The following is a 25,709-nucleotide window of genomic DNA, read 5'->3' as shown; positions in this document are numbered from 1 at the left end:
GTCGCCGCGGACTCACGCAGCGAGCTCCTCGCAAAGTCGGGATCACCGCTCCGCTCGGCGAGGACGAAGGTCAGGGTGCACACCATGCCCAGTACGTGAGCGGCGCGCCCGCTGGCTGGGTGTGGCGGACTCGACGCAAACCGCCGGCGGTCGGTGGCTACACCGTTCTCCTGGGCGACACCACATCGGGCGTGTGGATGGGGTTCAAGGCATTGGCCGCCATCACGACCGGCGCCCCCGGTCACCACGTGATCCGACAGGCATCGACATTCGCGAAGCTCATCGAGGGCGAATTCGCCGGCCCCGCCGAGCACATGGAGAAACGATGCTGGATCCGCCCCGCGACGACGCATGGCGCTGGGCGAACCTCACGAACGATGGCGCGGGCCGGCTTCGAATCTAACCGGGGACCGCGGCTACTGGGTGCGTCGTACTGGCAGCCTGCGAGCGAACTGCTCCCAGGCGTCCTCGTGGTGCTGCTCCCCGGCCCAACCGTCAAGGTTGGTGCCCAGGAGGAACAAGTCTGCGATCTGCTGCGCGGGAGAGTCGCCCCGCGATGCGATCCGGTGAATATCCATCGTGATCTGATCGGCGGTGTGCCAACGGCGGACTGACTTGCGGTGCCGTGCGTTCGCGGCACGATGCGCCGCGACCTCTGCGACGGACCAGCCCCGACTCTTCGCGACCAGCACCGCGGCGAGCGACCGGCTGGTCGGCAGCGGTCGCGCCGCCTGAGCAGGGCCCCGCCGATGTACCTCGGCCCACATCTCCCACGCTTCCTCCCACGTGGCCTCGCCGTCCCATCCGTCGGCGGCCGTCGACAACGCGAGCAGCTCGTCGACGATCGCGGTCTCGCTCTGCCCGCGATGTCGCATCCGGGCCAGGTTCGGGGTAGTCACCTCGCCGAGCCACAGGGAGACGTACCGGAAGTGCCGGTTCGCCGCGGCCCGCGCAAGCTGCTCCGTGGTCCACCAGCCCCGGCCGGCGGCCACCGCGACGAGTTCGTCGTGGTGGGCATGCGCCTCAGCCACAGTGGCGGTGTACCCCCACCGGTCGCAGGTCCGGCAGGCCCACTGCACCCCGCTCCAGGGAGCGGACGTCACCACATCGTGATCACGAACGGCGCTCACCGCGCTTCCGGCTCGTCGACGCGGTAGCCGAGCTCCGCGAACCACTCCATCAGCGCGCTGGCGACGTCCCCGCCGTTCCAGTACCCTTCCCGCTCCTCGATTTTCTTGATTCGCTCCCACAGGGCGGGGATCGCCGGGTCGTCCCCGGGCGGCATCGCCGGGTCCGGCAACCCCGGCGGGGGCAGCTCTACCTCACCGCCACTCGGGACCTGCATCCCGTTGGCAATGCAGGCCTCCAACGGCCCGCAGACCAGCTCGTCCAACCCGGTGAGGTCGGCCACCCCGGGCCGGTCGACCCAGGAAGCGATCTCCGACCCGTCCGCGGCGAGAACCGCGTTCAGGGTGACCGACGGATCATAGTCGGCGTCCCCGCTACGAACCGTGATCTCCACCTTCGTCGCTTCGGCCGTACTCATCGCGAGCCCGTTCGTGTCGGTCGACTCGAAGGTGCGGATCAGATGCCCGACCAGGCCCAGCTGCGCGGCCACGTACAGCCGCTTGAGTTCGGTGAGCTGGCCGTAGAGCCGCTCCGTCTCTGCGTTCCATGCGGTCGCGGCCGGGTCGTCCTGTGCGACCGGAGATGTCTCGCCGGCGGTGCTGTCTGCCATCAGGGATACGTCCTCTGTGCAATGTTCTCGGGCATGCGGCGGTGCCGCCTTCCTTCAGTGGATGGGGGAAATGCGCGGGCCGGTTACCCGGCCGGCAACGAGCGGGGCGTCGGCCGGGGCTGTCAGCCGACGACGAAGCCGACCCTGCCGGCCACGCACAGCGGCTCCGGACACATCACCGTGGTGCCGTCATGACGGCGCGCGTCGCTGTAGTCGAAGTCGGCGTGTGCCCGGATGGCTCGGAAGATCCACGATCCGTCATGGGCGTACCAGTCGGCGCCGCAGCGATCGCACACGGCGTGGCAGGTGAAGACGTCGGAGTCCTCGCGGATGGCGTAGATCAGCGCGTCAGTGTCCAGCTCGGGCGGGCCGGCGTACACCAGCCCGACGTCGCGCGATCGGTAGTCTCCGACCGCGCCGTGCACGTACACACCGGGCCAGATCACCCCGGGCTGGGTGACGATGTCCCACTCGTCGGCCGGGCCGATCAGTGCGCGCCGCCACCGGTAGACGACACCGACGGTGTGGAACGGCCGGAGAACCCGGATCGCGGTCAGGCTGCGGCCCTCGTCGAGGTAGCTGGCGCTGGACGTCTCGTAGGCAAGATCGTGCACTGTGAGGTAGCCGAGCTTCTCCAGCCCTCGCAACCCGTCGGCGTCATCCAGGTGGGCCGGGCCATCCACGGTTTCGGGCGCCACGTCCTCCCTGTCAATCTTGGTCAGTGCGTCGGCAACGTACAGGCTGGCGTCAATGTTGTGACCTCCGGACCGGCCAGTCAGTCGCAGCACGCTGGCCAGCGCGGGAGCGTCTGCCAGCCGAAGGCTGTCGAGGATTCGAGTAATTGTCCACTGTGTGTCGACTGACAGCCTGTTCCGCGCAACGCGGACCTGAACCTCCAAGGCGTCTCCTTTCGATTAGTAGCGCGGGCCGACCAACGTCCTCCAGAGGGCGTGGGACCGGGATGGCGGGGAATGAGATACAGGCACCAATCAGATCAGTCATGCCCTGGCGTGCGGCCCCGTTGATTGGCTGCTTGGCCTGGGAAGACCGAGTGCCTGGAGAACATCATCGACCCCAGTCACCAGGGTGGTGTTCTCAGGATGGTCTCGCAGGAGGCGGTGGCATCCAGCGCTCATAGCGCTCGTAACCGGACCAGGAAACACCATCAGGGGTTTGGAGAGTTCACGGGCATGCCGAGCGGCGTTGAGCGCGCCGCTGCGGTAGCCGGCCTCGACGATCACGGTCCCGCGGGCGAGGGCTGTGATGATTCGGTTTCGCGCGAGGAGGCGCCGACGATACGGCGGGCTTCCCGGGGGTGCCTCGCTGATCAGAGCGCCACGGTGGGCGATCTCGTCGAGGAGCTCGGCATGCGCGGCTGGGTAGGGGACATCGATGCCACCGGCCAAGACGGCGAAGGTCGGACCTCCGCCTGCGAGGGATCCTCGGTGCGCGGCAGCATCGATTCCGAAGGCGGCACCGGATATCACGCACCACTTCCGCTCAGCGAGCGCGACGCCGAGGTCGCCGGCTAGGTATTTGCCATAGTCGGTAGCAGCGCGGGCGCCGACGACTGCGACAGCACGCCTGGCGGCGGAAAGGCTTTCGGCTCCTCGCACCCACAAGGCCAATGGTGGCCCAGGAGCAGGCTGTGGTCCGGTGTGGTTGACTTGGTCGAGTGCGAGTAGAGAGGCGGGCCATTCGTTGTCACCGGGACAGATAATCCGACCACCGACTCTCTCGGCTTCGTCCAAGTCGCGGCGGGGGTCAAGACGAGGATGGTCGTGGCGGAGTCTTTCCCAGATTTCAGCTGCACCGTGCCGGCGTACCAGCGCGATGGTATGGGGATCATCCGGGCGGAGGATTCGAGACAAAGCCGCGCGGGCCAGCCTGTCGGTGACGTCGGTGGTGTTCGGGGAACTGGAGGGCGGCACGGGTGCGATCATGCCGGCCGTCCTGGAATCTGAAGCGCGATAGCCTGCTTTATCTGGTCGGGTCCGGGCCTGTCGATGTCTGCCAGGTCGGCGAGAGTCCATGCGAGCCGGAAGACCCGGTTTACTCCTCGCCTGGTGAGTGCGCCGATCTCATAGAGCCGTTCCGCTTCCTGCCGGACTGCGGTGGACAGCGGCCATTGCCGCTCCAGCACGTGCGCGGGTATTTCGGAGTTAATCCGCCAGGGCGTGCCACGCAGGCGAAGAGCCATCGCTTCGCGTGCACGGGCAACCCGAGCGGCGACCACGGCTGTTGACTCGACGGGGTCGTGGCTTGCCCGTAGGTCGGCGGGGGTCAGCTGCGGGAGTTCGACCTTGATATCGATGCGGTCAAGCAGCGTCCCGAGGCGTGCAAGGTATCGGCGTTTTATCTGGGCCGGACAGGTGCAGATTTCGCTTTCGCTATTATTGTCACGCGTCTGGGAGCAGGGACATGGTTTGGCGGCGAGCACGAGTATGAAGCGTGCCGGGAACTTGATCGTTGCGGAGCCTCTGGCAATCCCGACAAGGCCTGTTTCCAGTGAGTGGCGCAGTATATCCAGGCTCGGTCGGCCAAATTCGGGAGCGTCGTTGAGGAACAACACACCGCGATGCGCCTGGCTCATGAGACCTGGGCGAAGCACGGAGCGGCCAGCGCCGAGGAGGCCGGCGGGTGTTGCGCTGTGATGCGGGCTGCGGTAAGGCGGCCGGGTGACTACTGGGCTGTTGGCTGACAGCAGGCCAGCGGCTGAGTGGATTGCTGTCACTTCAAGGCTTGTAGCTTCCTCCAAGGGAGGAAGAAGCCCTGGGATGCTCTCTGCAAGCATGACCTTTCCAGTACCATGAGGTCCCTGGAGAAAAAGATGGTGTCCGCCGGCAGCGGCAATTTCGACCGCCTGTCGTCCCGGAGTGCGCCAGGTTATGTTGGCCAGATCGTGACCGCTTTCGAGCGAGGTCGCAGGTACTAGATCGATAGGTTCGACTGGCAATGGTAGACGATCACCTCGCAGCAGATCTATAACGTGACGCAGGTCGGGAACGGGTTCGACAACGACGCCCGACACGAGAGCGGCTTCTGAAGCATTCGCGGAAGGCACGACGACTCGGAGGAATCCGGCCTCCACTGCGGCTTGGACCGCGGGAAGAACGCCACTGACGGGGCGGATCCGCCCATCGAGAGCTAGTTCGCCGAGCAACACACGACCGGAGAGCGAGCTGGTTGGCACCTGGCCGGCAGAGGCTAGGATTGCTGCGGCGATCGCGACGTCGAACGCCGATCCGAATTTCGGCAGGGTCGCAGGAAAAAGGCCGACCGTAATACGCGCATCCGGCCATTGAAAACCTGAGTTTATGACGGCGGCACGGGTTCGGTCTCGCATCTCGTTCCCGTCCGACTCCGGTAGACCGATCAGACCCATCGATGGTTTCCCGGTGCCGGTTTCCGCTTCTACTTCGAGGAGCTTTCCATCGATACCGAGAAGGGTGACAGTTAGAGCGCGCGCATGACCCACGAGAGCCCCTTCATTTTTGCCGGTTGCCCCAGGTCAGGCAGCATGGAGAAGTAGATCTTCGTACTGTCGACATTGGCGGTAGTCGCCCAGTCGTTGAGGAGGTCGGCGAGAATCTCATTGATCGCATGGTGATCGTCCGCGGCAGCCCCGGCATCGGTATTGACGGCGATGAGTCGACCGCGAGGGCCACCGAGTTCGTCGTTGTAAACTTCGACGTCCAGGTAAGCCGCAGCGGGGAAGATCGCCCGAGTTTCGGTCTCTATTTCGTCTTCCAGGGCACCTCGCCACGCGTCGCGGGCATCGAGGAACAGCTCTCGCGTCCGCTCGCGCTGGGAACGCTTGGTCCGGATTGGTAGAAACCGGAGGAACGCCAGGCAATGTTTCAACGTGTAATATTGGCTGAAATCGAGCTGTATCCGCATGATGGCTCCATGGCTGGAGTGGGTTGGATGGCGCCCGCGAGCCGGTAGGTGATTGCGGAAAGATTTCTCGGATCAATAGCTGCCGGCTCCAACGGCCACCGGTGCGGCCCACGGATCCTGATCGGCCGACACCGGCTTCGCTGCTCCTGTACCACGAGTGTTCTTGAAGGTCTGGGCAACGGCGAATCGTAGGGAGGGTCCAAGCTCCTCGACTTCCAGTTCAATTGTGGTACGCTTTTCCCCCTCGCGGGTCTCGTACGTGCGTTGCTTGAGCCGGCCCACAGCGATCACTCGAGCACCCTTAGAAAGCGATTCAGCGACGTTCTCCGCCGCTTGACGCCAGAGGGTGCATCGCATGAAGAGCGGGTCTCCGTCCCTCCATTCATTGGTGGTACGGTCCAGAAACCGAGGAGTCGAGGCGACCGTGATGTTGGCGACAGCCGTTCCATTCGGTGTGTATCGTAGCTCCGGGTCCGCGGTCAAATTTCCGACCACGGTAATCAGCGTCTCCCCAGGCATGAACTTCTCCTCATCGAATCAGTGTGTGATTTCCACGATCTGGCCGGGTGAAATCGAGTCGATAACGACGGAGTACGGGACGGTGACGTGGACATCATCGGGAAGGCCGTATCCTTTGCCGCAGGATCGGCACAAGAACGGCGCCATGGAGCGGGAGCTGAGACTGCTCTCGCCTTCGAGGCTCCCATCCAGGGAAACGGTGATGAACCACAGGGTTCCAGCCTGATCATCCACTCGCTGTAGCTTCGGATGCACGACGTCGCGGACGGTGTAGACCCACTCCTGGTGAACGAGTGCGGCACTCGTCATACACTGGGGACAGACGATTTCCGGAGTACCGTCGGTATCAGCACGAATGATCAAGTTGCAGTTTTCGAGGTGGGGATCGAGTGACGAACTGGCCGGATTCTCAAGAAGAGGATCGGTCCGCATCGTGAACCCTTCGTGGCTATTGACTGTTTCCGAGGGTCTAAGGTGCCCGCCGCGGCAGAGCAGATGGCCGTGGAATCTGCTGGTCCTGCCGGGCGGGCGTGATGTTCTGAAGCCACGGAAGACCGGAGCTGGCCAGCCCTTTAGCCCCGTAGGGGTCGGCCGAAGGCCGAGGCTTGCCGGCTCCGGATTCCGTGGCAACTTCCCCTAGCCCGCCGGCAGGGCCAGCTTTCACGCATCTGATCGCGGTGCTCAGGCTGCGATCGGATTCCGCGGATCGTGGTCGAGCGCAAGGAAGGGCGGTGCCGTCCAGCGCCAGCACGATGGGCTGGCGCCCGTGGTGTCCATTCTCCTGGAGGAATAGACACCGTCGACGACATTCCGTGAGAGATGATTGGGGAGAGGCCGCTGGTCTGGGACGAGCGTGATCGTGTCGGTACGGTGTCAGCATCGGGCTTGATCGGGTGGATGCCGGGAGTGTTGATGTTGGAGGACGCGGAGGAGATCGGCCGTCGTGCCAAGCGGGCCCGGCTGCGGTTGGGGATGACGCAGGCTGATCTCGCGGCCGCGTTGAGGCGCAGCCAGGGCTGGGTCTCCAAGATGGAGGCTGGCCGGGTCGAGCTGGATCGAGTTGGCCTGCTCAACACGCTCGCGGCCGAGCTGCATATCCACCCCAATGACCTGATCGGGCGCCCCTACGCGATCTCGCCGGCAGAGAACCGGTGGCAGGCTGCCGCGTCGTCGATCATCCGGGAGCTGCGGCGTTACGACCTGGCGCCGGTGTTCGACGGAACGCCCCGGCCCTCCCAAGTGATGTGGGACGACATGATCCGCCTGCACCGTCTGCGGGACGCCGCGGCGAACGTCGCGATCCTGCGGACTCTGCCGGACCTGCTGCGGGAGGCACGTGCTCTGGCGGAGGTGTCGACCGGGCGCGAGCGTGAGGAGGGCTACGCCCTCTACGGGGTGATGTGCAAGTTCGCTCACACGGCCGCGCACTCGCTGGGACACCCGGAACTCGTGGCGATGGCGTGTGAGCGGGCGGCGTGGGCCGCGCGGGCGTCGGCTGATCCGGTGCTGCCCGCCGTGGCGGACTGGATGCGGGCGTGGGACATGTGGGCGACCGCGGACTGGGCTGACTCCCTGGCGTTGCTGGACAAAGCGCTGGCGGGCCTGGAGCCCGCCCATGACCGTGGCGATCGGCTAGCGGTCCGGGCCTGGGGATCGTTGCACCTGCGGGCCGCGGTCTCGGCCGCGCGAGCCGGTGATCGCGGACAGGCGTTGGAGCGGATTGCGTTCGCGCGGGCTGCGGCGGAACGCGTCGACACCGAGACCGGCCCGACGATCTACGATCGGCATTCGCTGACCTTCTCCGCCGGTAACGTCGCCGTGCATGCGGTGTCGGTGGCGTTGGAGATGGGCGACCAGGCCCGTGCCCTGGGTCTCAACGCCCGCACCGACCCGACGGTGATCGCCGCCCTGCCGAACTCCCGCCAGGGGCACCACCACCTCGATCTGGCACGAGCCTGGCTATGGGACGGACAACGAGACCGGGCCTTGGCCGAGCTGGAGACCGCGGAGCGCCTCGCCCCACAGCTGGTCCGTCACCACCCGATGGCGCGGTCCACCCTGCGATCCCTCGTCAACGCCGAACGCACCGCGACCCGCGAGCGGCTGCGGCGGATTTCCGACCGGTTTCACCTGGACGGATGACCCGGATATTCCACGGGCTCATATTCAGGTAGGCCAGCCGATCTACCGTCCCCGACATGACCACATCGCACGGCGGGGCGGGGACCGCGGACGGAAGGCCACGGCCGTGGCCGCAGCTCGGGGACCTAGTCCTCGACACCGCGCGGGGTGAGACTGGCCAGGTAGGCGTGATAGTCGGTGTGCCCGGTGAGGAGGGCTCCGACTGGCTCACCTACCACCTGCAGCCCCCCGGTGGCGGCGAGGAATGGTCAGCCGCGGCCGACGCATCAACGCTGCAGTCTGTCTCCGACGTCGCGGTCCCCCCTTTGGGCATTAGAGCTGGCGCCATCCCGGCGGGTGACGCGACCGCGGCAGGAGCCTGCGCGCCGGGCAAGCTGGCCTGATCGGGATGGGCCAGACCGCGCGAGTTCCACGTGCCGCTCCCGCCGGCAACTCGTGGCGTGCGCCGAGGAACCGGACGGCGGAGGCGGTCGACGCGGTCCTGATCGCTCGGGTTCAGGATCAGGTCTTTCTGCGGTCGACGCTGTCGCGTCCGATCGCATTCACGCCCGCCGCCTGGGAGGACTTCAAGGCCGCGGTGAAAGCCGGGGATTACGACGACGTCTGAGCCGGCTGATTCGGACGGCTCCGGGAATCATCTGCCGATTGTGTAATGGGGCTCGCTCGAAACGAGGCTGGTCAACAGTTAGGTCCGACGGACCGTATGAGCATGTTGGCGTGGCGACTTGGCTGCTACCCAGGCCGGCTTGGACCAATGATGGTCACGACGCGAAAAGAAGAAAGAAGGAGGAGGAAGTGGCATCCCAGATTCAGGTGGGTGGCGATCGTTTCGTCTTCTCTGCGGCGCACGCGGCGCTGCATGACGGTCACCTCGAACCATTGCACGGACATTCCTATGTTCCGACGGTCCTGCTGTCCGGAGAGGTGGACACGGCCGGGATAGTGGTGGACTTCGGCATCGTGGAGAAAGCCCTGGGTGCAGTGGTGGCGCGACTGCACTGCCGTACGCTCCTTGCGGAGAACGCGCCTGGTGTCGACGTCGCGGTGTCCGGCGCCGAGGTCAACATGTGCTGCGGGCCGGACCGGTACCGGTTCCCGCGGAGCGCGGTCGTTCTCCTTCCGATCGTGAACACCACGACTGAGGCCCTCGCCAGCTGGATCCTCAGCGAGGTGGTGGGGCTTGTCGGGCATCGCCCGGGTCTGATCGCGGGTGTGGAGCTCGCCGAGACCTCCGGGCTGCGGGCCACGGTCAGGCAGGAGCCGTGACGACGGGCACGTCGGGCGTGGTCGTGGGTGCGGCCCATCGCACCCGCGCGGTGCTCGGGGCGGCGATGGACAGCATCCTGCTCGGCTCCGCCGGTGGCGGGTCGCTGCCGGTGGACAGCCCGTGGGACCTGTGGTGGATCACTGTACGCGCGGGCCTGGCGGCGCCGCGGCTGCCGGTGGAGATTCGCCCCGGGCCGGGAGACTGCGAACGCTGCGACACAGAGGCGTCCAGCATGAGCCGCGCGAACGGTCAGAGCACCGCTCCCACGCACGGATGCGCGCACGCCTGGGCGGTACGTTTCCGGCGTCCGAGCACGCCGCCGCGCTGGCCTGCGCAGCGGCTGACGTTGCTGGTGGTGAAGCCGCACGTGGACCCGGCGGCGGTGCGGCGAACGCTGCCGAGCCGATACCAAGTCCTGGACAGTTCCCGCCGGACATTGACCCCGACGGACACCCACCGGTTGTGGCCGGACGCCTACGGCGCCGACTACCTGCAGCGGCGAGACGAGTACCTGACCTCCGGTCCGGTCGAGGTGCTCGTCCTCGCCGGCCCCGACGACGACGTCAGCGACTCCGCCGTCGTGATGAAGAAGATGTTGCGCGGCGCGTTCGGCACCGACCAACTCCGCAACGGCGTGCACATGGCTGACAACCCCGGCGAGGCGTTGTGCGACATTGGCCATCTCGCTGGCGCCGAGCTTCTCGCCGAGCTCTACGGGAGGTACGACCGTGACACCGCGCCCGCCCGCCTGGACATGTACCGGGATCTGGTGGCCTGCGGACTCCCCGGTCCTCACCGCGACCCACCGCGACGGCCGTGAACACAGCCGCCCCCTCGTGCCCGGATCCGCGCTGACGTTGCACCTGACCGGGCCACGGTCCTGCGTCGGACGCTGGGATGTGACTACCCAGGCTCGGCACGGTTGCCCCACCGCTACGCCGGTATCGGACACCGGCCGCGCCGCGCAGTGCACGGACTGTGCCGCGCTCGACCACGGTCGGCGGATTGCCACCGACCGGGAAGCCGACGACGACCGCAGGTTCGGCCTGTACCTGGCCTGGTTCGGCCCGGGACTGGTGAAGGTCGGCCTGACCGCGCGGGGAACCCGCCGGCTCCTCGAGCAGGGGGCACTCGCCTACACCTGGCTCGCGCACGGTCGCCTTGCCACCATCCGCCGTGCCGAGCGCCACCTGGCCGCCACCGGTCATGGCCGGGAGCGGCTGCCGGGCAGCCTGACCCAGGTCGCGTGGTGGACGCTGCCCCCCGCCGGCGACCGGATCGCCGCAGTGCGCGCCGCCGCGACCGCCGCCGCAACCGAACTGGCTCGTCTCGACGGGCTCACACTGACGCCGCTGGCCGTCGTCGACAACCTGGACATCTACGGCCTGGACCGGGCGCTGCCCGGCCGGTACGACGAGGTCGTCTCCCTCGCCACGACCGCGATCCTGACCGGAACTGTCACCGCGGTGATCGGCCGCAAACTCCTGCTCGCCAGCACCGAGGCCGGGACTGAGGTGTTGGTCGATGGCGGGCTGCTCGCCGGGTGGCGTACGGTGCATCCTCCTGCGACACCAGTCGCCGGTGGCTACGAGACCATCCCGCGGGTGCGACCGTCGGCTGCCCGCCAAGACTCCCTGTTCGCGTGGTGACCGGCCCCCTGGTGGTCGTGGAGGGTATGCCCGGGGCCGGGAAGACAACGCTGGTGGGCCAACTGGCCGCCGCCGGCTGGCCCACCGTCGGCGAGTACACCACACCTGGCGGGGAAACCCTCGCCTTGGCCGGCCATCCGCCGGTGGGCGACGACGCAGGCCACCAGGGGAACTGGCTCCGCAAGGCTACCCAGGCCGGGATGCTACGCGACCACGGCCCCGTCGTGGTCGACCGGGACTGGACGACGTCGCTGGCCTACGCCGCTTCCATCGCCGACACCGGGCTGCTGGCGCAGCGTGCCCGCTGGGCCGCGGAGCACCTGCACGCCGGCGACCTGCGCGTCGCGGAGGTGTACGTGGTCCTCGACATCCCCAGCACACTGAGCATCACGCGCCGCGCCGGCCGGCATCGCGACCGGTTCCATCCCTGGTGGGATCCGGATGTCCTTGATCGGCTCCGTGCCTTCTACACCGACCCGCCAGCCAGGATCGCCATGATCCATCCCGCGCTCGGCGCGGCGATGGCCACGGCCCGCTGGCACCATCAGCCCGGCGACAGGCCCACCGCGGAGACCGGCCGCTGGCTGTCCGCCCTGCTGGCCGAGACGGTGCCATGACCAGTGCGCGGCCGTGGATCGCGGTGGCCGTGCACGATGGATGGTTCGGGTGCGGCACGGGCGCCGGACGCAGTAATCGGGCCTTCTTTCACGCCGCGCATCAGGTCCTCGACCCGTCGGTGCGCCTGGTTGTCCTTCCCGTCCACCTCGCCCCAACGAGCCCGGAGTACCAGCCGGACTGGCACCGCCGTGCCACCGCGGCGCTGGCCGGACGCACCCTGATCGTCCGGCCGGTCGACAACGGAACCGCCGGCACCCGCCGATGGGGGCCGCTCCCCGTTCTGGCAGCCACCAGCCGCGCGGCCACCGAGATCCTGATCGAGCTGAGCGCCAGTGAGGGTCCGCCGGACCTGGTCGTTGCTGTCGACGCGCCGTTCGCAGGCATGGCTCCGCTGCTGCCCGCCGACCTCCGCCGCCGGCTGCTGACCCTGCCCCGGTCCCTGGCTGTCCAGCACGGTCAGACCGAACAGGCGCGCTTCAGCTGGGAATCCGCCGGCTTCGCGAGCGCCTGGCAGGCCGGCGGCCGGCTCGGCGCGATCTCGCAGCACATGGCCGACTGCCTGACCGGGCCCTACCAGGTGCCGGCGCAGGCCATCGTCGCGGTCCCGAACGGACTGAGCAACGCCGACCGGATCCCCGACGGTCCACCCCCGCCGCTTCCCGCACGGGCCCGCAGCGGATTCCTCCTCGCGTCGGGCCGTGCACACCCCAGCAAGGGATTCGACGATCTCCTCGACGCACTCCCGCTCGCGGCCGCGTCCGGAGCGACAGTCCCTCATCTCCTCCTCGCGGCGGTCACCGAGACCGCGACCATCACCGACTACCAGCGCCACCTGGCCGCGCGCATCGCCGACGAGCGACTCGATGTCACGCTGATCGTCCGGTACGACCCTGCCCTGCCCGCGCTACTCGCCGATCCACGTCTGGTCGGGGTCGTGGTCCCGTCACGGGTCGAGCCGTTCGGACGGGTGCCGCTGGAGTCCTTCGCCGCCGGTGCGGCACCCGTGGTCGCGACCACCGCAGGTGGGCTGGCCGAGACCGTCCTGGACGGCGTCACCGGATACACCGCGCCCCCAGCGGACCCGGAAGCACTGGCGGCGGCGCTGGCCCGGGCGCTGCGCGCTGGCACGGCCGAACGCGTCCGGCTCCGAGCCGCCGGCTATCGGCTGCTCACCGGCCGGGGGGATTACCGCGACACTGTCCGCAGGCTGTTCGCCGTGCTCACCCCGCACCTGATCGGTCAGGGCACGTAGACGGCCGCCGCGCTGGGCGCTGTCACCGGAAGTCTCCACCACGTTGCGGCCACCCGCTGCACCTCCAATGCCTGCTCGACCGCCGGCTGGCCCCAGCCGAGCAGACCCGGCGCGCATGCCAGCGACGTCATAAGCCGCTGGTAGATCTGCCCTCCGTCCGGGTCCGGGCGGCGCGCGTCGAACCTGGAGATCCGCGCGGTCATGCGGACCTGTGCATACGGCGCCCGCCCCGGCCTGCGTACCTCTTGAAAGCCCAAATAGACGGGGTTCACCACCTCGACCTGGCTCTCTTCCCGCGCCTCGCGCACGAGAGTGTCGACCAGCCCCCGATCGCAGCTCTCCGGAGTTCCGCCGGGCAGGTTGTGCCAGCCGTCGATGTCTTGAACCAGCACGCGGCCCGCGTCATCGATGAGCCATCCATAGACCTGCGTCACCAGCAGGTGTGCCGGGACCATCGCCCGTGGCCACCACCGATACACCGCTCTGTCATCACCCACGCGGCGACCCTAGACCCGACCGCTCCGCCGACGACATGACCACACGCCGGGTATGCGACTCAGCAGGTGGGTGATGACGGCGGCCCCGACATCACGTGCTTCTGAGCAGCCTCGCTCGCCAATGCGGCGGATCTCGTACCTACGTCTGGACCGTGGCCTGCGCCGAGAGCAGCAGCCGATCCGCCTGGGCCACCGTCGGGTCGACGCGGCTTGTCTGCCACGCGCCGCGGATCTGACCGCAGGTGCGGCGTAGGCGCGCGGATTTCACGGCTGTGAGGTCGTCGGCCAGTCCGAGGAGTGTGGCCGCGGCAGCGTCGGATCGATGTTGGCGGATCTGTACGGTCGCGAGCCGGGTTCCGATGAGCGCGCGGGTTCGGCGTTCGCCGGGTCGGCGCGCGGCGGTGGACGCGGCGAGGTGTTCCTCCGCCCCACGGAGGTCGCCCATGTTCAGGAGTGTCAGTCCGACCTGGTGTTCGAAGCCTTCGCGGCGGTAGTTGCCGCTCAGGTCGGACGCCGGTGGGCTGTCGGCGTGTTCGAGGTCTGTTTCCGTGCTGGCCAGCAGCCTGATCACCCGGCGTGGGTCGTGGCCGGTGGCGGCGAGGGCCTCGGCGCGCATGCCGTTCACCCACGCCCGGGTACGGGCGGGTGCGGTGTTGTGGAGGGCGTCGGCTGCGGCGTCCGCGAGCGCGAGGCCGTGGGCCGCATGCCCCAGTTCCACTGCTTGGGAGGCCAGGGAACGCAGCGCGGTGGCCCGCATCAGCGGGTCGTCGGCTTCGATGGCCAGCCGGACGGCCTGGATGTAGTAACGCTGCGCGAGACCGGGTTGAAGATCGTCGGCGGCCATCCATCCGGCGAGGTAGGTGACCTCGGCGGCGGCGGTGAACAGGTCCGCGCGGATCGGGCCGGACGCGACCTGGAGCAGGGGGGCAACGTCGTTGACGAGGTAGGCCGCGACGGCCGAGCGGGCGTGCCCGCCACCGAACAGGTCGTCGATCTCGCCGAAGTGTGCGGCCATCGCGCGGACCCGGGCCACGTCGGCCGGACTGACGTGGGTCAACGTGCCGCGCCGGACCGCTGGGCGGGCCGCGGGTAGGAGAGGGGTAGCGGCGGCGAGCGAGTAGAGGCCGGCCGTGACCGCCGCACGTCTGTTGAGCATGTCGGTCCGTCCCAGGCGGGTGACCCAGGCGACGGGGTCACCGCGCCAGGGGTCCTCGGGTTGAGCGTCGCGGGTTGTGGAGCCCGATGACCAGCCTAGGTCAGCTGGGGTGAGCGCGGGGTTGTCGAGGAGGCGGGCGAACGCTTCCACCACGACGGGAATGATCGCCGGCTGCGGGGCGGCGCCGTTGAGCCAGCGTGCCAGCGACGCGGCGGTGCACCGCGTCTCGACGCCGTTTTCGCCGCTGACGCGGCGGATCATAGCGGCGATAGCGTGGTAGGTGCGTCCCGTTTCCTCAATCAGACAGGCTAACCGCGTGTTCTGGATGGGTGTGGTGCGGGGTCGAGGCATCCGTTCCGCTCCTTTCTCCGCAGGGTGCGCGTCAAGCATGCCGGGCGGCGAGAAATGAAGCAATACGAGAGAAATCAAGAGAAACCCCAGGAGCTGTTCCTACGGGGCATGAAGCGCTTCCCTGAACAGGTGCGCCGGGGTGGTACAGGCCGCCCCGGGTTCACCTAAGGAGAGTGCGCATGACCACCAGCTCCAACACCCCGCTGGCCGCGCCGACGGCGGAGGCGGTTCTGGCGTTCCAGCGCCGGGTCGCCGCGTTCGCCGGGACCGGTGTCACGTCGACCGCCCTGGTCGCCTACCACCGGTAGGGCCTTCCCTGGTCGGGGTGGGGCGACGATGCCATCTGGCCAGCTCCCCGCCCCGGCCCGCCGCTGTTGTCGAAAGGAGCTTCCCTCATGTCATCCGCTGTTTCTGCCGGATCTGTCGAGCTGACGTTCCTCGGCCACCAGACCTGGCACCTCCGCGCCGGTGACACGGTCGTGCTGGTCGATCCGATCCTCACCCCTGCGTTCGGGGCGGGCGCCGTCGAGTTCCCTGTCTGGCCACCCCGCAGCGTCGACCACAAGGCGATGCCCGCCCCGGACGCGGTCATCCTGACCCACGAGCACCTTGACCATCTGCACTTCGCATCGCTGGCGCTCCTGGACCGCACCATTCCGATCCACACCGGGCCGACACTGCCCGCCGCCGTCGTCGAGGCGCTGACCGCGCTGAGGTTCACCGTCTACCGTCACAGCCACCACCAACCCATAACTATCGACGATCTTGAGGTATGGCTGTACCCGGCGGGAGCACGAACCCTGTTCTGGGAAAGCCGCGTCGTGCAGCCCGTCTTTCGTCGCGCCGGATCGGCTCGGGATGTGTTCATCGGGGTCGACGCCGACATCTCCGATCTATATGTGGAAAAGATCGGCGCAGGGATAATGCCGGTGCCGTGGCTGGCGGTCGTGTCGAACAACACCCAGTCCGTTCCCTATGGAGCGCTCGGCGCGGATGTCAACCTGCTTCCCGGCCTCGACGGGCCACGCCATCGCACCACCGGCATCCAGGCGCTACACACCCTGCTGATCGACTATCTGGCACCGCTCGACGGTGTCAGCGAGGTGGCGCTATGCGGGAACGGGTTCACCGCCCCCCGCAGCCCCCACGGACCGTTCCTCTACGCCGACCACCACGCCCTCGCCGAGGCCGCGAACGTCCTTCAGCACCTGTTCCGGGTCCACGGCCCGCGACCCGGCGACCAGCTCACCGTCCCACCTGACGGCCCCCTGACCACTGGCTCCGCCGACTGGGTCACCCTCGACGCCGCAGCCGAGCAGGCGGGCCTCGACGCGCTCGGCGCGTTCCTCACCGACCCGCGGCCGGTCGAGCCGACACCGGTTGGCCCTGCGATCGCACCCGAGGACAGCGCCGCCGTGCGGCGGCTCGTCGACTCCGAGCTCCCGAGACTGGCCCGGCATCTGATCGCCACCCGCACCGGCGCGCTCGCCACCTCGCTGCACGACTACCTGCACGGCCCCCTCGACGGCCACCGCCTGCTCCTACGTCTCCTCGACCCACCCGGCCAGCCCGACCAGATCGCGTCCTACGCCTGGGACATCACCGGTCCGGCGTTCGCGCCCGTCCCGACCACCCAGCGGGACGAGGCCATGGCCGTCTACCCGTTCGGGATCGAGATCTTCTACCAGGACCTCGTCGCCCTGCTCACCGGCCGTCTGCAGGTCTGGGACATCGTCGGCGGCTCCTACCAGGGATGGCACGTCGGCGAGCGCCTCGACTCCCCGGTCTACGCCCTGTTCGCCGTCTACGGCGAGCACCAGCGCCCCGACCTCGCCGCACGCTGCTACGCCGAAAGCCTCGCCCGACTCGCCGGCACCGCGCCGGCCCCGAGCGGCCGGTGACCGCCGTCGCCGCCGGGCCCCTCGCCGGCGCGGCCCACCCGCGCCCACGGCACTGGCTCGCCCGGCCCCTCGCCACGGACCGTGACACCGTTACCGCGCAAGCCCGCCGGCTCCTCGACACGCACCATTCCGGCACGGCCGGGCCGGTGCGCTGTCTCACCGCCCGGGAACGGTCCGCGACCTTCACCGTCGGGGATCCGCCACAGGCGATCCTCAAGTGGCATGCGGACGAAGCCGCCTACCTCGGGGAACGCCTCGCCTACGACCTGCTGGCCACCGACCGGCTCCTCCCGCGTCTGCGAGGAAGCAGCGACGAAGCCCGCACCCTGCTCGTCGACTACCTGCCCGCCCCTGCCGACCTCACCAACCTCGACATCTTCGACGACCTGATCAGCCTCGTCGTCCGCGTGCACACCGCATCCGCACGATGGGAACCGGCGATGCACGCCGCGATGGCGCAGTGGCGGGTGGACACCCTGCTGGCCGAGGATCCGCCCTGGGTCGACGACCCGCCCGCATGGCGGCGGACGCTCAACCTCATCGCCGCCGCGCACGGACCCACACATGTCCCGGTGGGCAACCTCGACCTCGCCACCGACCACGTTCGCCGCCAGCCCGACGGGCAGCTCGCGCTCGTCGACGTCGAGACGCTACGCCCGGACGTCACCGGCGTCCCGGACGTCGTGACACTCGCCTACCTGGCCGCCCACGCACACCACACTCGCCCGGGGCCGTGGGTACGCGCCCGCTACCTCCACCACGCAGCGCGCGCCGGGGCGACCTGGACCGATCGAAACCTACTCGCGGCGCTCACCGGCTTCGCCGCAGCCACCGGGCTGACGTCGCTCCATGGACTCGACGACTGATCCGATCGCAGGCTCGCGCGGCTGGGTAGCCTCTCCAGATCATCGCTCGACCGCGGAGAGGCCCCACCCGATGTTCGGTCCCGTCACCACCGTCATGACGTTCACCGACGACCCCGAGAAATCCGCACGCTGGTGGGCCGCACAACTCGGCGCCGACGTCCACCTCGACATCGACGGCGAGTCGGTGTACGCCTGGCTCACCGTCGCCGGCGTCGAGATCGGCTTCCACCAAGCCGACGACGACCGCAACCCCCGCGGCGGCTCCCCCGTCGTCTACTGGGCCGTCACCAACCTGGATGCGGTCCGTGGACACCTTCTCGCCGCGGGCTGCGTCCACCACCGGGGCCCACTCACCGTGTCCGAGAGACGAAGGATCTGCCAGATCATCGACCCGTTCGGCACCGTCATCGGCCTCGAAGGGCCATGATCCCGCATGAGGATCCTCATCCGACGTCGGCGAGAAGGACTTCCGCGTCCTACCCGGGCGCTACGTAGCTGCCCTGCACATCGACGTTCCGCCGGTCAGGCTGCCCAGCTCCAGATCTTGCTGGTGGTGCGGTCGAGGGCGCTTGGGTCGATTTGCCAGCCGTGGGATGTCCAGGTCGCGGGCAGCAGCCCGTCGTGGATCCAGGCGACGAGCATCCGTGGTGTGGTGTGGGCGCGGGTCGCGGCCTGGCTGAGGTTGAGTGGGCTGAGCGATGCACGGTTCATGGCGTCCCCCTGGTCGCGCAATCGGTTCTTCACGATGCGTGTCGGGGAGCGTGCGACCTGGCGATTTATCCTGTCCACAGTGGTAGCGGATTGTTGTCAGACTGTTGCCGTGCGACAAATGGTGAGAGTCCGGACGGATGGTGCGGCCTGGTTCGGATGGGTCAGTGGGGGGATGGTTCGTCCAGGTCACAGCAGGCGTGCAGCACTCCATGTTCGTTCCAGTGGACGCTGTTCATCGGTCTAGGACGTGAACGGTGTCCCCGGTGCGGAGGGGTTTGCCGTCCGGTCCTTTGAGATGCGGATTGATCCAGAGGGGGCGGTGGACGCCTCTCGTCGGGTACCACTGCTGGCGCCAGTGACCGCGGACCATCCAGCGACAGGTGTAGGCCCGGGCGGCGCTCTCGCCGTCGGGAGCGCCCTGGTTGCGGGTGGCACGACGCAGGTGGAGAAGGCGGACCGGGCTGGCGGCGAGGCCGTCACGGCGGGCACGACGGGCTGCGGCCCGATCCTGCGGGAGGTCGTCGACCTCGAGGATTGATGGCTGGTTCATCAGCAGCCAGGTAGCGCGCAGTGTCTGGATCCAGGGCGCGATGGTGTCCCCGGGGCCGCTGTGGCTGTCGCCGGGTTTGAAGGAGGCTTGGAGGTCTCCGCCGTAGCCGAGAACGGTTTCGTTGTCCCAGGTCAGAGGGCCCGTTCCGGCATGGAGTCGGGTGCGCTCGTGCTCGCGCATGGGTCGGCCGATGCGCTGGAGCGCCATACGTTCAATCGCGGGGAAGTCGGTCGGCGCGTAATGGGTCACCCAGACACCACCACGCGGGAGGTGGGCCGCGGAGAAGGGGCCCCAAGAGGCGGCGACGATCGGGATGCGCTCGGGCGGGTCGGCATCGGAGCTGACGTAGGAGCCGATGGGCTCGGCGAAGACGACGAAGCCTGTCGGGCTGGGGACGTCTTCGGGTTCGAGGTGGAAGTTTGGGAGTGATTCACCGGCCGTGACGGCGAGTTCGGTCATGTCGGCGGCCACGTAGTACAGCGTGGCGTCGCGCAGGCGACGGTATTCGTTGTCGCAGAGGATTTGGGCGGCCTGCACGGCGGTGCGGCCGGCGGGAAACAGCGCGCCCTTGCCCATGGCCACGGTTTGAGCCGAGTGGGCGACAGCATGCTGGCTGTTCATGTAGCGGGCCATCGCCGCGCGCAGACCCGGGAGCCCACTGGGCTCCGGCGGCGCCCAGGAAGTCGCGTACAGGCCATCATCCGGCATTCCCGACACCACGAAGGAACTTTAATCTCTACGATCTGCGGAGTGAAAGCGCCCTGGCGGTCTTGAAGACGGCCGGGGCGCTTGGTGCTGCGTTGCCGCCGGGACCGACCGGCCAAGCAGTCGCAGGTTTCGAGGTCACCGGCCAACCACCCCCACGAGCGCCAAGATCCAGCTGGCCGCCCGCTGATGTGTTCACGAAGGTAGCCGCTGATGGAGGCGGCATCTTGGCCTGGTCCGACCCGTGGGCTGTCGCGGGCCGCTGGCATCCTGGGAACGTGGAGACTCCGGTAGATGACCTCACGCCCCACTCACCTGCCGTGTTGGCCGGGGGGGTGGAGGCGCCGCGGACGGCGGGGGAACGCGCGGCGTACTACCGGGCGAAGGCTGCGGAGGCGATGGTGCGCGCACGTGCCCTGGTGGGGCGGCCGTGGACGTCGGATCCGGGTCTGCGGGTGCAGGTCGAGGCGATCCTCGCGATGCCGCCCGAGGACAGGCTGCGGCAGTTGGAGGAGCAGGTCGAGACGCTGTCGGCTCTGCGCCCCATCGGGCAGCGGTAACCGGGCAGTGAGGAGATTCGAGCTCCGCGGCCTGCTGCGGCGACTAGCCGACCACCACGTGAACTATGTGATCGTCGGCGGGGTGGGGGCCCGGTTGCAGGGCGCCCCGAACATCACTGACGATCTCGACGTCGTTCCCGAGCCCACACCGGAGAACCTCAGCCGGCTCGCGGCCGCGCTCTCGGGCCCCGCCACGACGAAGAAGGCCGTCGACTCCACTGAGTACGTGGCGCACCCGGTCGTGGAACCGGCCGAGTTCTACGAGGACTACATGGCCATGTACATCACGTCCGCCGGCGCCCTCGACGTCCTGATCGAACTGCCCGGCGTGGGTCCCTACGACGCTCTGATGCGCGAGGCCCGCAGCTACGAGCTGCCCGACCACGGGCTGACCATTCACGTCGCGAGCCTGGAACACATCATCCGTTCGAAGGAGACGGCCGGCCGCAGCAAGGATTTCCTCGTCTTGCCCAGTCTTTACGAGGCGGCCACACACCTCGCCGAGCAGGGCGACAGCTACGAGCTGGACGGCGCGGCCCTCCGCGTTGACGGCCCGCCGGCAGGCTCGGACGAGGATCGCTGAAGTTCGGAGCGGGCCGTCTGGGCGGTCGATGCCACGCCGGCTTCGGGAACTGCGCGTGCCGGAACGGAGCCGGTGTACGGAGAGGTCGGGCCAGGTACTCCGTTTGTTGGGAGGATTCGCATGTCCCTGTCCCGGATGAACTGGGACGACCTGCCCGTGACCGTCCGGCGCGCGGTGGAGGCCCGGACCGGACCCGTCACGGCGGCCTCGACGGCATCCGGCGGCTTCAACTCAGCCGTTGCCGCGACCCTGCGCACACAGTCAGGACCGGTGTTCTGCAAGGGCCTCCCCCTGGATCACCGACAGATCGTCACCCAACAGCGAGAGCGCGAGATCAACCTCCACGTCGCCGATCTGTCTCCCCAGCTGCTGTGGCATGTCCAGGTGGACGGATGGGACCTGTCCGGTTTCGAGTACATCGACGGCCGGCACGCGGACTACCGACCGGGCTCCGACGACCTTCCCCTGATCGTCGACTGCCTGCGGCGGCTGCAGCAGGTCACATGCCCGGATCTGTCTCTCAAACAGGCCGAGCAGCGACTGAGCGCCTACATCACCGAGCCAGCCGAAGCAGAGATGTTCGCCGGCGACGCGTTGTTGCACACCGACTGGAACAGCGGGAACCTCCTGATCAAGGACCGCGCGTACCTGGTGGATTGGGCGTGGGCGACCAGGGGCGCGGCGTGGCTGGACCCCGCAGGCTGGCTTGTCTGGCTCATGGCCGAAGGCGGGCACACCGCCGCGCAGGCCGAGAGGTGGGCCGACCAGATCCCGTCGTGGCAGGTCGCGCCCGCCGATGCCGTCGCCGCCTATGCCAAAGCCAACGCACGTCTGTGGGCTGAGATCGCGCAGGCCAGCTCGGATGAGTGGACCTCACGAACGGCCGCGGCCGCAGGTGCATGGGCGCTCTACCGTGCTTAGCATGATCAATCACGAGGGGGACGTTCGCTGCTCGCCGCAGGCCATCGCGCGGCGCGATGCGGTACCTCATGTCAGACGAGTGCGGCGCCCGACGTGGCTTCCTGTGGCACAGGCTGCCCCGGTAGCGCACCGTCCGCGCGGTGCGGGGTTCCGGCGGCCACACCAGTCCGCTGGCGACACGGCGTGCGTCGAGAAGGTCCTGCTCCTCGATCGACCTGTACTTTAGCGATCATGACGTCTCGTCTCTTCGGTGATCGTCGGTCGAGGGATCGGTGAGTGGAGACAGTGAGGTGGCGGCTCGGGACGTTCCGAGAGCTCAGCGTGAGCGGCGCCTGCTGGAGGCGGTCGAGGAGTTGTCGGCGGCCTGCGACGATCTCGTCCGTCTCGCGACCGCGCTGCATGCGATCGGCGACGCCGGGCGGCTGGTGAGTTCGGGTGGCCGTTCCTCGAACCGGCACGTGATCGGCGCGTCGGTCACCACCGAGGAGGTCGACCAGGTCGCGGGTCGGGCGGAGGCGCGGGCGCTGGTACATCTGGTGGCGCTGGCACGGCTGGAAGTCAGGATGTTGGGGGAGGCCGGCGGTGGGCCGGTGACCGGGTACGGCGACTTCACAGCGATCTATGCCCAAGGCACGTCCCTTGAGGCGTTGCGGGATCTGGTTCGCCGACCGCGGGCGGCCACGCGGGCCGCTCAGGCGTATGTCGACGACGGTTATGACGTCGTCGCGCCGATGCTGCGTCGGCTGATCCGTGAGGCGGAGGAGAACGGCGTCCTCGACGTCGCCGGGGCGGTCGCCGCCGGTGATGTCATGCCGGAGATCTCCCTGCTGCACGAGCTGCGGGAGCTCGTCGTCGCGCTGCGGGACGCTTCCGGTGCGGTGGCTGGGGGACGTGCGGGGTAGGTGCGGGCGCGCCCGGCCGGCTTCCGCCAGTGGCCGATGGCGGTCCCGGGGCGGATGAACCCGGGTGATGGGGTGTCAGCGGCGGCGTAGGCGCTGCTCTCCGCGGGTCATCGCGCGCTGGATGACGTCGATGCTGACCCCGCCGGCGAGCGCCGCTTCGGTCTCGTCGCGAATCTCGACGGCGATGTCGTCGATTCGCTCGCCGACCTGCGCGGCGCTGCCGGGGTCGGCGGCCAGGTACCGCTGCTGGGCCTGGAGCTGGCGGCGGCTGCGGGCGAGGAACTCCAGACGCTGCTCGGGGCGAGGCAGCCGGGGGGCACCGGGCAGGGACAGGACTCGCCGGCGGGGCCGTGGGAGGTCCATGGACACAGTTTCTCCCTCCGGCTTCGGCCGGTCGTAGGCCGTCGGTCCGGCCGGTGTTCCGCCGGGGCGCGGGCCCGTGGGTACCCGGCCGATGGTGCGGTGGTGAACCGCTCCTGCCGCGCTGGTGGGGAGCTGCCCTGGGCGGGAGTCAGTCGGCGGGCAGGGGTTCGTCGGCGGCCGGCGCGGGTGGTGCCGGTGTCTGTCCGGCCAGGGTGTGGGTGGCGGCCCAGGTGAGGATGTCGCGCAGTGGGGGGAGCAGCGGGGCGGCGGTCGGGGTGAGGGCGTAGCTGGTCTCGATGGGCGGGCCGGGCTCGACGTGGCGGTCGACGAGGCCGGCGGTGGTCAGCTCGCGCAGGCGGATGGAGAGCATCGTGGTGCCGAGGCGGGCGGCGAGGGTCCGGTAGCGGGTCGGGGTGTCGCTGTCGCCGAGGGCGACGAGGATCTCGATGGTGCGGGTGCGCGCGAGGATCGCGAGGAGGGGCCGCGGGTCCGCCGCGGGTGGTGGTTCGTCGGCGGCCGGCGGGGTGGTCTCCGGCTGTTCCTGAGCCGGCAGCGGTGTCCCGGGGCTGTGCGCGAGGAGCGCCGGGTCGTGCGCGGGCTGCGGGTCGGTGTCGTCGCGGGGCTCGACGACGGCCGGCGGGGTGAACGCGGACTGCGCGTCGGATGCCGGGGGTGCCTCGTCATCACTCTTGAGATCGCTATCCATGTATGTTCTGCCTCCCGTGGCTGGTGCGGATCTCAGACTGACATTGGATCACATCCTAGATAGATCCAACTGCTCTGATCTGTAGTCCGCTGTTCCTAGGTTCAGCAGAGTGAAGATGTGTCCGGTACTTAGTAACGGAGATGTGATAGGTCGTGGTTGAGGTCCTGGTCTGGGGGTCGTGTCTGGTGTCCCGCAGGCCTTCCCCGGCCCGCTGGCTTCCGATAACCTTCCCTTCTCGGAAGTCAGCCGAGGCGGCCGTCGGGGAGGTTCGAGGTCCGTGGACAGCACTGCTTCGATGGTCACCTCGACTCCCGCCCCTAGTGGTGAGGTCGTTCCTCTTCCAGATCAGGGATGGAGTCTGCTAGCCGATCGTGGTTCGAATCACGAACCACGATCGGATGACAGTGCTGACATGGTGATGCTGTTTCCACCGACTCCCGGGTCTACAGCGGATACGGAGCTGGCGGTGGATCCGGTGGCCGCCTCGGATCCGGTGGCAGCCGGCGGCGGGGAGCTGGTGCTCGCCGCCGCCGGGCCACCGCCGGCGGCGGGGGTGCCTGCGCGGCTCGCCGACACTCTCGACGAGCTCGTCCGCGCAGGCAAGGCGGCCTCGACCTGGCGGGCCTACGACGCCGACTGGCGCCACTTCCGCGCTTGGTGCGACCGCGAGGGCCTGGCCGCGCTGCCCGCCGCGCCCACCACCATCGCCGCCTACCTCGCCGACCACGCCGGCCCCCGCGGCACTCCCGGCGCGCTCGCGGTCTCCACCCTCGGCCGCCGCCTGGCCGCGCTGTCGGTGGCCCACCTCGCCGCTGGCGTCGACCCGCCGCCCACCCGGGCGCCGGAGGTCACCTCGGTGTGGAACGGGATCCGCCGCACCTACACCGTCGCCCCCGCCCAGGTCACCCCGACCCGCACCCGCGACATCCGCGCCATGATCGACGCCATGGATCTCACCGGCCCGGCCGCGCCGCGGCTGGCCGACCTGCGTGACCGGGCCCTGCTCCTCATCGCCTACTCCGGCGCGCTACGCCGCAGTGAACTCGTCGCACTCGACGTGGACGACCTCCCCGAAGACGACCACGGCCTGCGCCTGCACATCCGCCGCTCGAAAACCGACCAGGACGGCGCCGGCGCCCTCGTCGGCCTGCCTTACGGCTCGCGCCTGCCGACCTGCCCGGTCCGGGCCTGGCGCGCCTGGACCGCCGCCGCCGGACTCACCGACGGCCCGGCGTTCCGCGGCATCGACCGCCACGGCCATCTCGCCGCGAAGCGGCTGTCCGACCGCGCCGTCGCCGACATCCTTGCCCGACGCGCGGCGGCCGCCGGCCTCACCGGCCGCTTCGCCGGCCACTCCACCCGCCGCGGCTTCGCCACCGAGGCCTACGCCCACGGCGTCCCCGAACCCGCCGTCATGCGCCAGGGACGCTGGAAATCCCGCACCACCATGGACCGCTACCGCGAGGACGGCACCGTCTGGGACGACAACGCCGCCGCCCGCCTGGGGCTGTAGAGCGCGAGCAGTACTCGCACTCCGAGGGCCACGCTGGGCCTGACACTGGCACCGGGGGCGATCAGGCGGGCGGCAGCCTCCCGAACTGGGCCTCCGCCCGGGTCTTCGCGGCGCGGGAAAAGTCGAGCGCCGGCGAAGCCGGCTCAACCGCGCCACGAAAGATCTCTGACCGGGCGACCAGACCGACGGTGGACGACGGCCACGCGCGTGGTGCGGGCTGACCAGCCGAGAAAGGGAAGACCACAGACCCAAGGCGCCACGCGAAGCGGCAACCTGACCCACGCCCGAGCAGCTCCACGCCCGACGCACCGCGAACCCGCCGACCCACGCCCGAGCAGC

General features: G+C 69.0%; 31 protein-coding genes. 17 read left to right on the top strand and 14 right to left on the bottom strand.

The window, feature by feature from the left end; all coding sequences use genetic code 11:
* Window positions 1-416 precede the first annotated feature (416 nt).
* From AWX74_RS37360 to AWX74_RS37325, 8 genes are all read right to left on the bottom strand, one after another.
* Window positions 417-1,130, bottom strand: a complete 714-nt coding sequence (locus AWX74_RS37360) for a hypothetical protein (RefSeq protein WP_091286704.1) — start codon at window positions 1,128-1,130, stop codon at window positions 417-419.
* The gene (locus AWX74_RS37355) at window positions 1,127-1,738 is read right to left on the bottom strand and encodes a hypothetical protein (protein ID WP_091286700.1); all 612 of its coding nucleotides are present in this window, start codon (window positions 1,736-1,738) and stop codon (window positions 1,127-1,129) included. Before AWX74_RS37355 ends, AWX74_RS37360 begins: the two co-directional genes overlap by 4 nt.
* Before the next feature lie 122 nt (window positions 1,739-1,860).
* Window positions 1,861-2,436 (bottom strand): hypothetical protein, encoded by a 576-nt coding sequence (locus tag AWX74_RS37350; protein WP_131799649.1) that lies wholly within the window; start codon window positions 2,434-2,436, stop codon window positions 1,861-1,863.
* A gap of 300 nt (window positions 2,437-2,736) precedes the next feature.
* Window positions 2,737-3,681: a DNA-processing protein DprA gene (gene dprA, locus AWX74_RS37345; RefSeq protein ID WP_091286694.1), complete on the bottom strand. Its 945-nt coding sequence runs from the start codon at window positions 3,679-3,681 to the stop codon at window positions 2,737-2,739.
* Window positions 3,678-5,216, bottom strand: coding sequence for a YifB family Mg chelatase-like AAA ATPase (locus AWX74_RS37340; RefSeq protein ID WP_091286691.1), 1,539 nt, complete (start codon window positions 5,214-5,216; stop codon window positions 3,678-3,680). The genes dprA and AWX74_RS37340 overlap by 4 nt, the downstream gene beginning before the upstream one ends.
* Window positions 5,195-5,638 carry a hypothetical protein gene (locus AWX74_RS37335; RefSeq protein ID WP_091286687.1) on the bottom strand — a complete coding sequence of 148 codons (444 nt, stop codon included), beginning with the start codon at window positions 5,636-5,638 and terminating at the stop codon, window positions 5,195-5,197. The genes AWX74_RS37340 and AWX74_RS37335 overlap by 22 nt, the downstream gene beginning before the upstream one ends.
* 72 nt (window positions 5,639-5,710) lie before the next feature.
* Window positions 5,711-6,157, bottom strand: a complete 447-nt coding sequence (locus AWX74_RS37330) for a single-stranded DNA-binding protein (RefSeq protein ID WP_091286684.1) — start codon at window positions 6,155-6,157, stop codon at window positions 5,711-5,713.
* Window positions 6,158-6,175: 18 nt separating this feature from the next.
* Entirely contained in the window at window positions 6,176-6,589 is a 414-nt protein-coding gene (locus tag AWX74_RS37325) for a hypothetical protein (protein WP_131799648.1), read from the bottom strand.
* 480 nt (window positions 6,590-7,069) lie between these two features.
* Here AWX74_RS37325 and AWX74_RS37320 point away from each other — a divergent pair, with 480 nt between their 5' ends.
* The 8 genes from AWX74_RS37320 to AWX74_RS37295 all read left to right on the top strand — a co-directional run bounded on the left by AWX74_RS37320 (window position 7,070) and on the right by AWX74_RS37295 (window position 13,085).
* The gene (locus AWX74_RS37320; protein WP_091286679.1) at window positions 7,070-8,299 is read left to right on the top strand and encodes a helix-turn-helix domain-containing protein; all 1,230 of its coding nucleotides are present in this window, start codon (window positions 7,070-7,072) and stop codon (window positions 8,297-8,299) included.
* A gap of 56 nt (window positions 8,300-8,355) precedes the next feature.
* Window positions 8,356-8,682 carry a hypothetical protein gene (locus tag AWX74_RS40515; protein WP_165615958.1) on the top strand — a complete coding sequence of 109 codons (327 nt, stop codon included), beginning with the start codon at window positions 8,356-8,358 and terminating at the stop codon, window positions 8,680-8,682.
* Window positions 8,683-8,687: 5 nt separating this feature from the next.
* A complete protein-coding gene (locus AWX74_RS40510) occupies window positions 8,688-8,906 on the top strand; it encodes a DUF397 domain-containing protein (protein WP_165615957.1) in 219 nt (72 codons plus the stop codon).
* Window positions 8,907-9,094: 188 nt separating this feature from the next.
* Entirely contained in the window at window positions 9,095-9,565 is a 471-nt protein-coding gene (locus tag AWX74_RS40505) for a 6-pyruvoyl trahydropterin synthase family protein (RefSeq protein ID WP_165615956.1), read from the top strand.
* Window positions 9,562-10,386, top strand: coding sequence for a nucleoside-diphosphate kinase (locus AWX74_RS37310; RefSeq protein ID WP_091286671.1), 825 nt, complete (start codon window positions 9,562-9,564; stop codon window positions 10,384-10,386). Before AWX74_RS40505 ends, AWX74_RS37310 begins: the two co-directional genes overlap by 4 nt.
* A 79-nt stretch (window positions 10,387-10,465) precedes the next feature.
* Window positions 10,466-11,215 (top strand): DUF2797 domain-containing protein, encoded by a 750-nt coding sequence (locus tag AWX74_RS37305; protein ID WP_242666593.1) that lies wholly within the window; start codon window positions 10,466-10,468, stop codon window positions 11,213-11,215.
* The gene (locus AWX74_RS37300) at window positions 11,212-11,832 is read left to right on the top strand and encodes an AAA family ATPase (protein ID WP_091286667.1); all 621 of its coding nucleotides are present in this window, start codon (window positions 11,212-11,214) and stop codon (window positions 11,830-11,832) included. Before AWX74_RS37305 ends, AWX74_RS37300 begins: the two co-directional genes overlap by 4 nt.
* Complete coding sequence (locus AWX74_RS37295) at window positions 11,829-13,085, top strand: glycosyltransferase (protein ID WP_114476460.1); 1,257 nt, start codon at window positions 11,829-11,831, stop codon at window positions 13,083-13,085. Before AWX74_RS37300 ends, AWX74_RS37295 begins: the two co-directional genes overlap by 4 nt.
* Here AWX74_RS37295 and AWX74_RS37290 read toward each other — a convergent pair.
* Together AWX74_RS37290 and AWX74_RS37285 are read right to left on the bottom strand one after the other, a co-directional pair.
* A complete protein-coding gene (locus tag AWX74_RS37290) occupies window positions 13,073-13,582 on the bottom strand; it encodes an NUDIX hydrolase (protein ID WP_207550499.1) in 510 nt (169 codons plus the stop codon). The two genes, AWX74_RS37295 and AWX74_RS37290, sit on opposite strands and share 13 nt — an antisense overlap.
* A 139-nt stretch (window positions 13,583-13,721) precedes the next feature.
* Window positions 13,722-15,089, bottom strand: a complete 1,368-nt coding sequence (locus AWX74_RS37285) for an NsdA family TPR-like regulatory protein (RefSeq protein ID WP_479724510.1) — start codon at window positions 15,087-15,089, stop codon at window positions 13,722-13,724.
* Between the two features lie 179 nt (window positions 15,090-15,268).
* Between AWX74_RS37285 and AWX74_RS42220 the strand changes: the two genes are divergently transcribed.
* The 4 genes from AWX74_RS42220 to AWX74_RS37270 all read left to right on the top strand — a co-directional run bounded on the left by AWX74_RS42220 (window position 15,269) and on the right by AWX74_RS37270 (window position 18,283).
* The gene (locus AWX74_RS42220) at window positions 15,269-15,397 is read left to right on the top strand and encodes a hypothetical protein (protein ID WP_278184687.1); all 129 of its coding nucleotides are present in this window, start codon (window positions 15,269-15,271) and stop codon (window positions 15,395-15,397) included.
* An 87-nt stretch (window positions 15,398-15,484) separates the two neighbouring features.
* Window positions 15,485-16,990 (top strand): MBL fold metallo-hydrolase, encoded by a 1,506-nt coding sequence (locus AWX74_RS37280; RefSeq protein WP_091286661.1) that lies wholly within the window; start codon window positions 15,485-15,487, stop codon window positions 16,988-16,990.
* Window positions 16,987-17,856 (top strand): hypothetical protein, encoded by an 870-nt coding sequence (locus AWX74_RS37275; protein WP_091286658.1) that lies wholly within the window; start codon window positions 16,987-16,989, stop codon window positions 17,854-17,856. Before AWX74_RS37280 ends, AWX74_RS37275 begins: the two co-directional genes overlap by 4 nt.
* 70 nt (window positions 17,857-17,926) lie before the next feature.
* The gene (locus AWX74_RS37270; protein ID WP_091286655.1) at window positions 17,927-18,283 is read left to right on the top strand and encodes a VOC family protein; all 357 of its coding nucleotides are present in this window, start codon (window positions 17,927-17,929) and stop codon (window positions 18,281-18,283) included.
* Between the two features lie 95 nt (window positions 18,284-18,378).
* Here the strand turns inward: AWX74_RS37270 and AWX74_RS37265 are convergent, their stop codons facing one another.
* Both AWX74_RS37265 and AWX74_RS37260 read right to left on the bottom strand, forming a co-directional pair.
* Entirely contained in the window at window positions 18,379-18,567 is a 189-nt protein-coding gene (locus tag AWX74_RS37265; protein WP_131799647.1) for a hypothetical protein, read from the bottom strand.
* A gap of 232 nt (window positions 18,568-18,799) precedes the next feature.
* Window positions 18,800-19,750: a hypothetical protein gene (locus AWX74_RS37260; RefSeq protein ID WP_226933242.1), complete on the bottom strand. Its 951-nt coding sequence runs from the start codon at window positions 19,748-19,750 to the stop codon at window positions 18,800-18,802.
* Between the two features lie 299 nt (window positions 19,751-20,049).
* Here AWX74_RS37260 and AWX74_RS37255 point away from each other — a divergent pair, with 299 nt between their 5' ends.
* The 4 genes from AWX74_RS37255 to AWX74_RS37240 all read left to right on the top strand — a co-directional run bounded on the left by AWX74_RS37255 (window position 20,050) and on the right by AWX74_RS37240 (window position 22,788).
* On the top strand, window positions 20,050-20,382 hold the full coding sequence (locus AWX74_RS37255) for a hypothetical protein (protein WP_242666592.1): 333 nt from the start codon (window positions 20,050-20,052) through the stop codon (window positions 20,380-20,382).
* A gap of 7 nt (window positions 20,383-20,389) precedes the next feature.
* The gene (locus AWX74_RS37250; protein ID WP_091286644.1) at window positions 20,390-20,965 is read left to right on the top strand and encodes a hypothetical protein; all 576 of its coding nucleotides are present in this window, start codon (window positions 20,390-20,392) and stop codon (window positions 20,963-20,965) included.
* 120 nt (window positions 20,966-21,085) lie between these two features.
* Window positions 21,086-21,886: a protein kinase family protein gene (locus tag AWX74_RS37245; protein WP_091286641.1), complete on the top strand. Its 801-nt coding sequence runs from the start codon at window positions 21,086-21,088 to the stop codon at window positions 21,884-21,886.
* A gap of 272 nt (window positions 21,887-22,158) precedes the next feature.
* Window positions 22,159-22,788: a hypothetical protein gene (locus AWX74_RS37240; RefSeq protein WP_131799646.1), complete on the top strand. Its 630-nt coding sequence runs from the start codon at window positions 22,159-22,161 to the stop codon at window positions 22,786-22,788.
* A 75-nt stretch (window positions 22,789-22,863) separates the two neighbouring features.
* On the opposite strand, the gene AWX74_RS37235 is transcribed toward AWX74_RS37240, so the two are convergent.
* Complete coding sequence (locus tag AWX74_RS37235) at window positions 22,864-23,151, bottom strand: hypothetical protein (RefSeq protein WP_091286635.1); 288 nt, start codon at window positions 23,149-23,151, stop codon at window positions 22,864-22,866.
* Between the two features lie 148 nt (window positions 23,152-23,299).
* On the bottom strand, window positions 23,300-23,857 hold the full coding sequence (locus AWX74_RS37230; protein ID WP_091286633.1) for a winged helix-turn-helix transcriptional regulator: 558 nt from the start codon (window positions 23,855-23,857) through the stop codon (window positions 23,300-23,302).
* Between the two features lie 466 nt (window positions 23,858-24,323).
* On the opposite strand from AWX74_RS37230, the gene AWX74_RS37225 reads away from it, so the two are divergent.
* The gene (locus tag AWX74_RS37225) at window positions 24,324-25,370 is read left to right on the top strand and encodes a tyrosine-type recombinase/integrase (RefSeq protein WP_242666591.1); all 1,047 of its coding nucleotides are present in this window, start codon (window positions 24,324-24,326) and stop codon (window positions 25,368-25,370) included.
* The last annotated feature ends 339 nt before the right edge of the window (window positions 25,371-25,709 follow it).

Source organism: Parafrankia irregularis, from assembly GCF_001536285.1.
Taxonomy (GTDB): Bacteria; Actinomycetota; Actinomycetes; order Frankiales; family Frankiaceae; genus Parafrankia; species Parafrankia irregularis.
Note: the sequence above shows the minus strand (reverse complement) of the source record. Positions and strands in the feature narration are given on the sequence as shown.

Coding starts and splice junctions, on each gene's coding strand:
- AWX74_RS37355 (WP_091286700.1), bottom strand. CDS start 1,738: ATGGCAGACAGCACCGCCGGCGAGACATCTCCGGTCGCACAGGACGAC.
- dprA (WP_091286694.1), bottom strand. CDS start 3,681: ATGATCGCACCCGTGCCGCCCTCCAGTTCCCCGAACACCACCGACGTC.
- AWX74_RS37335 (WP_091286687.1), bottom strand. CDS start 5,638: ATGCGGATACAGCTCGATTTCAGCCAATATTACACGTTGAAACATTGC.
- AWX74_RS37330 (WP_091286684.1), bottom strand. CDS start 6,157: ATGCCTGGGGAGACGCTGATTACCGTGGTCGGAAATTTGACCGCGGAC.
- AWX74_RS37325 (WP_131799648.1), bottom strand. CDS start 6,589: ATGCGGACCGATCCTCTTCTTGAGAATCCGGCCAGTTCGTCACTCGAT.
- AWX74_RS37320 (WP_091286679.1), top strand. CDS start 7,070: ATGTTGGAGGACGCGGAGGAGATCGGCCGTCGTGCCAAGCGGGCCCGG.
- AWX74_RS40515 (WP_165615958.1), top strand. CDS start 8,356: ATGACCACATCGCACGGCGGGGCGGGGACCGCGGACGGAAGGCCACGG.
- AWX74_RS40510 (WP_165615957.1), top strand. CDS start 8,688: ATGGGCCAGACCGCGCGAGTTCCACGTGCCGCTCCCGCCGGCAACTCG.
- AWX74_RS37295 (WP_114476460.1), top strand. CDS start 11,829: ATGACCAGTGCGCGGCCGTGGATCGCGGTGGCCGTGCACGATGGATGG.
- AWX74_RS37285 (WP_479724510.1), bottom strand. CDS start 15,089: ATGCCTCGACCCCGCACCACACCCATCCAGAACACGCGGTTAGCCTGT.
- AWX74_RS42220 (WP_278184687.1), top strand. CDS start 15,269: ATGACCACCAGCTCCAACACCCCGCTGGCCGCGCCGACGGCGGAGGCG.
- AWX74_RS37280 (WP_091286661.1), top strand. CDS start 15,485: ATGTCATCCGCTGTTTCTGCCGGATCTGTCGAGCTGACGTTCCTCGGC.
- AWX74_RS37270 (WP_091286655.1), top strand. CDS start 17,927: ATGTTCGGTCCCGTCACCACCGTCATGACGTTCACCGACGACCCCGAG.
- AWX74_RS37265 (WP_131799647.1), bottom strand. CDS start 18,567: ATGAACCGTGCATCGCTCAGCCCACTCAACCTCAGCCAGGCCGCGACC.
- AWX74_RS37260 (WP_226933242.1), bottom strand. CDS start 19,750: ATGGCCCGCTACATGAACAGCCAGCATGCTGTCGCCCACTCGGCTCAA.
- AWX74_RS37245 (WP_091286641.1), top strand. CDS start 21,086: ATGTCCCTGTCCCGGATGAACTGGGACGACCTGCCCGTGACCGTCCGG.
- AWX74_RS37235 (WP_091286635.1), bottom strand. CDS start 23,151: ATGGACCTCCCACGGCCCCGCCGGCGAGTCCTGTCCCTGCCCGGTGCC.
- AWX74_RS37230 (WP_091286633.1), bottom strand. CDS start 23,857: ATGGATAGCGATCTCAAGAGTGATGACGAGGCACCCCCGGCATCCGAC.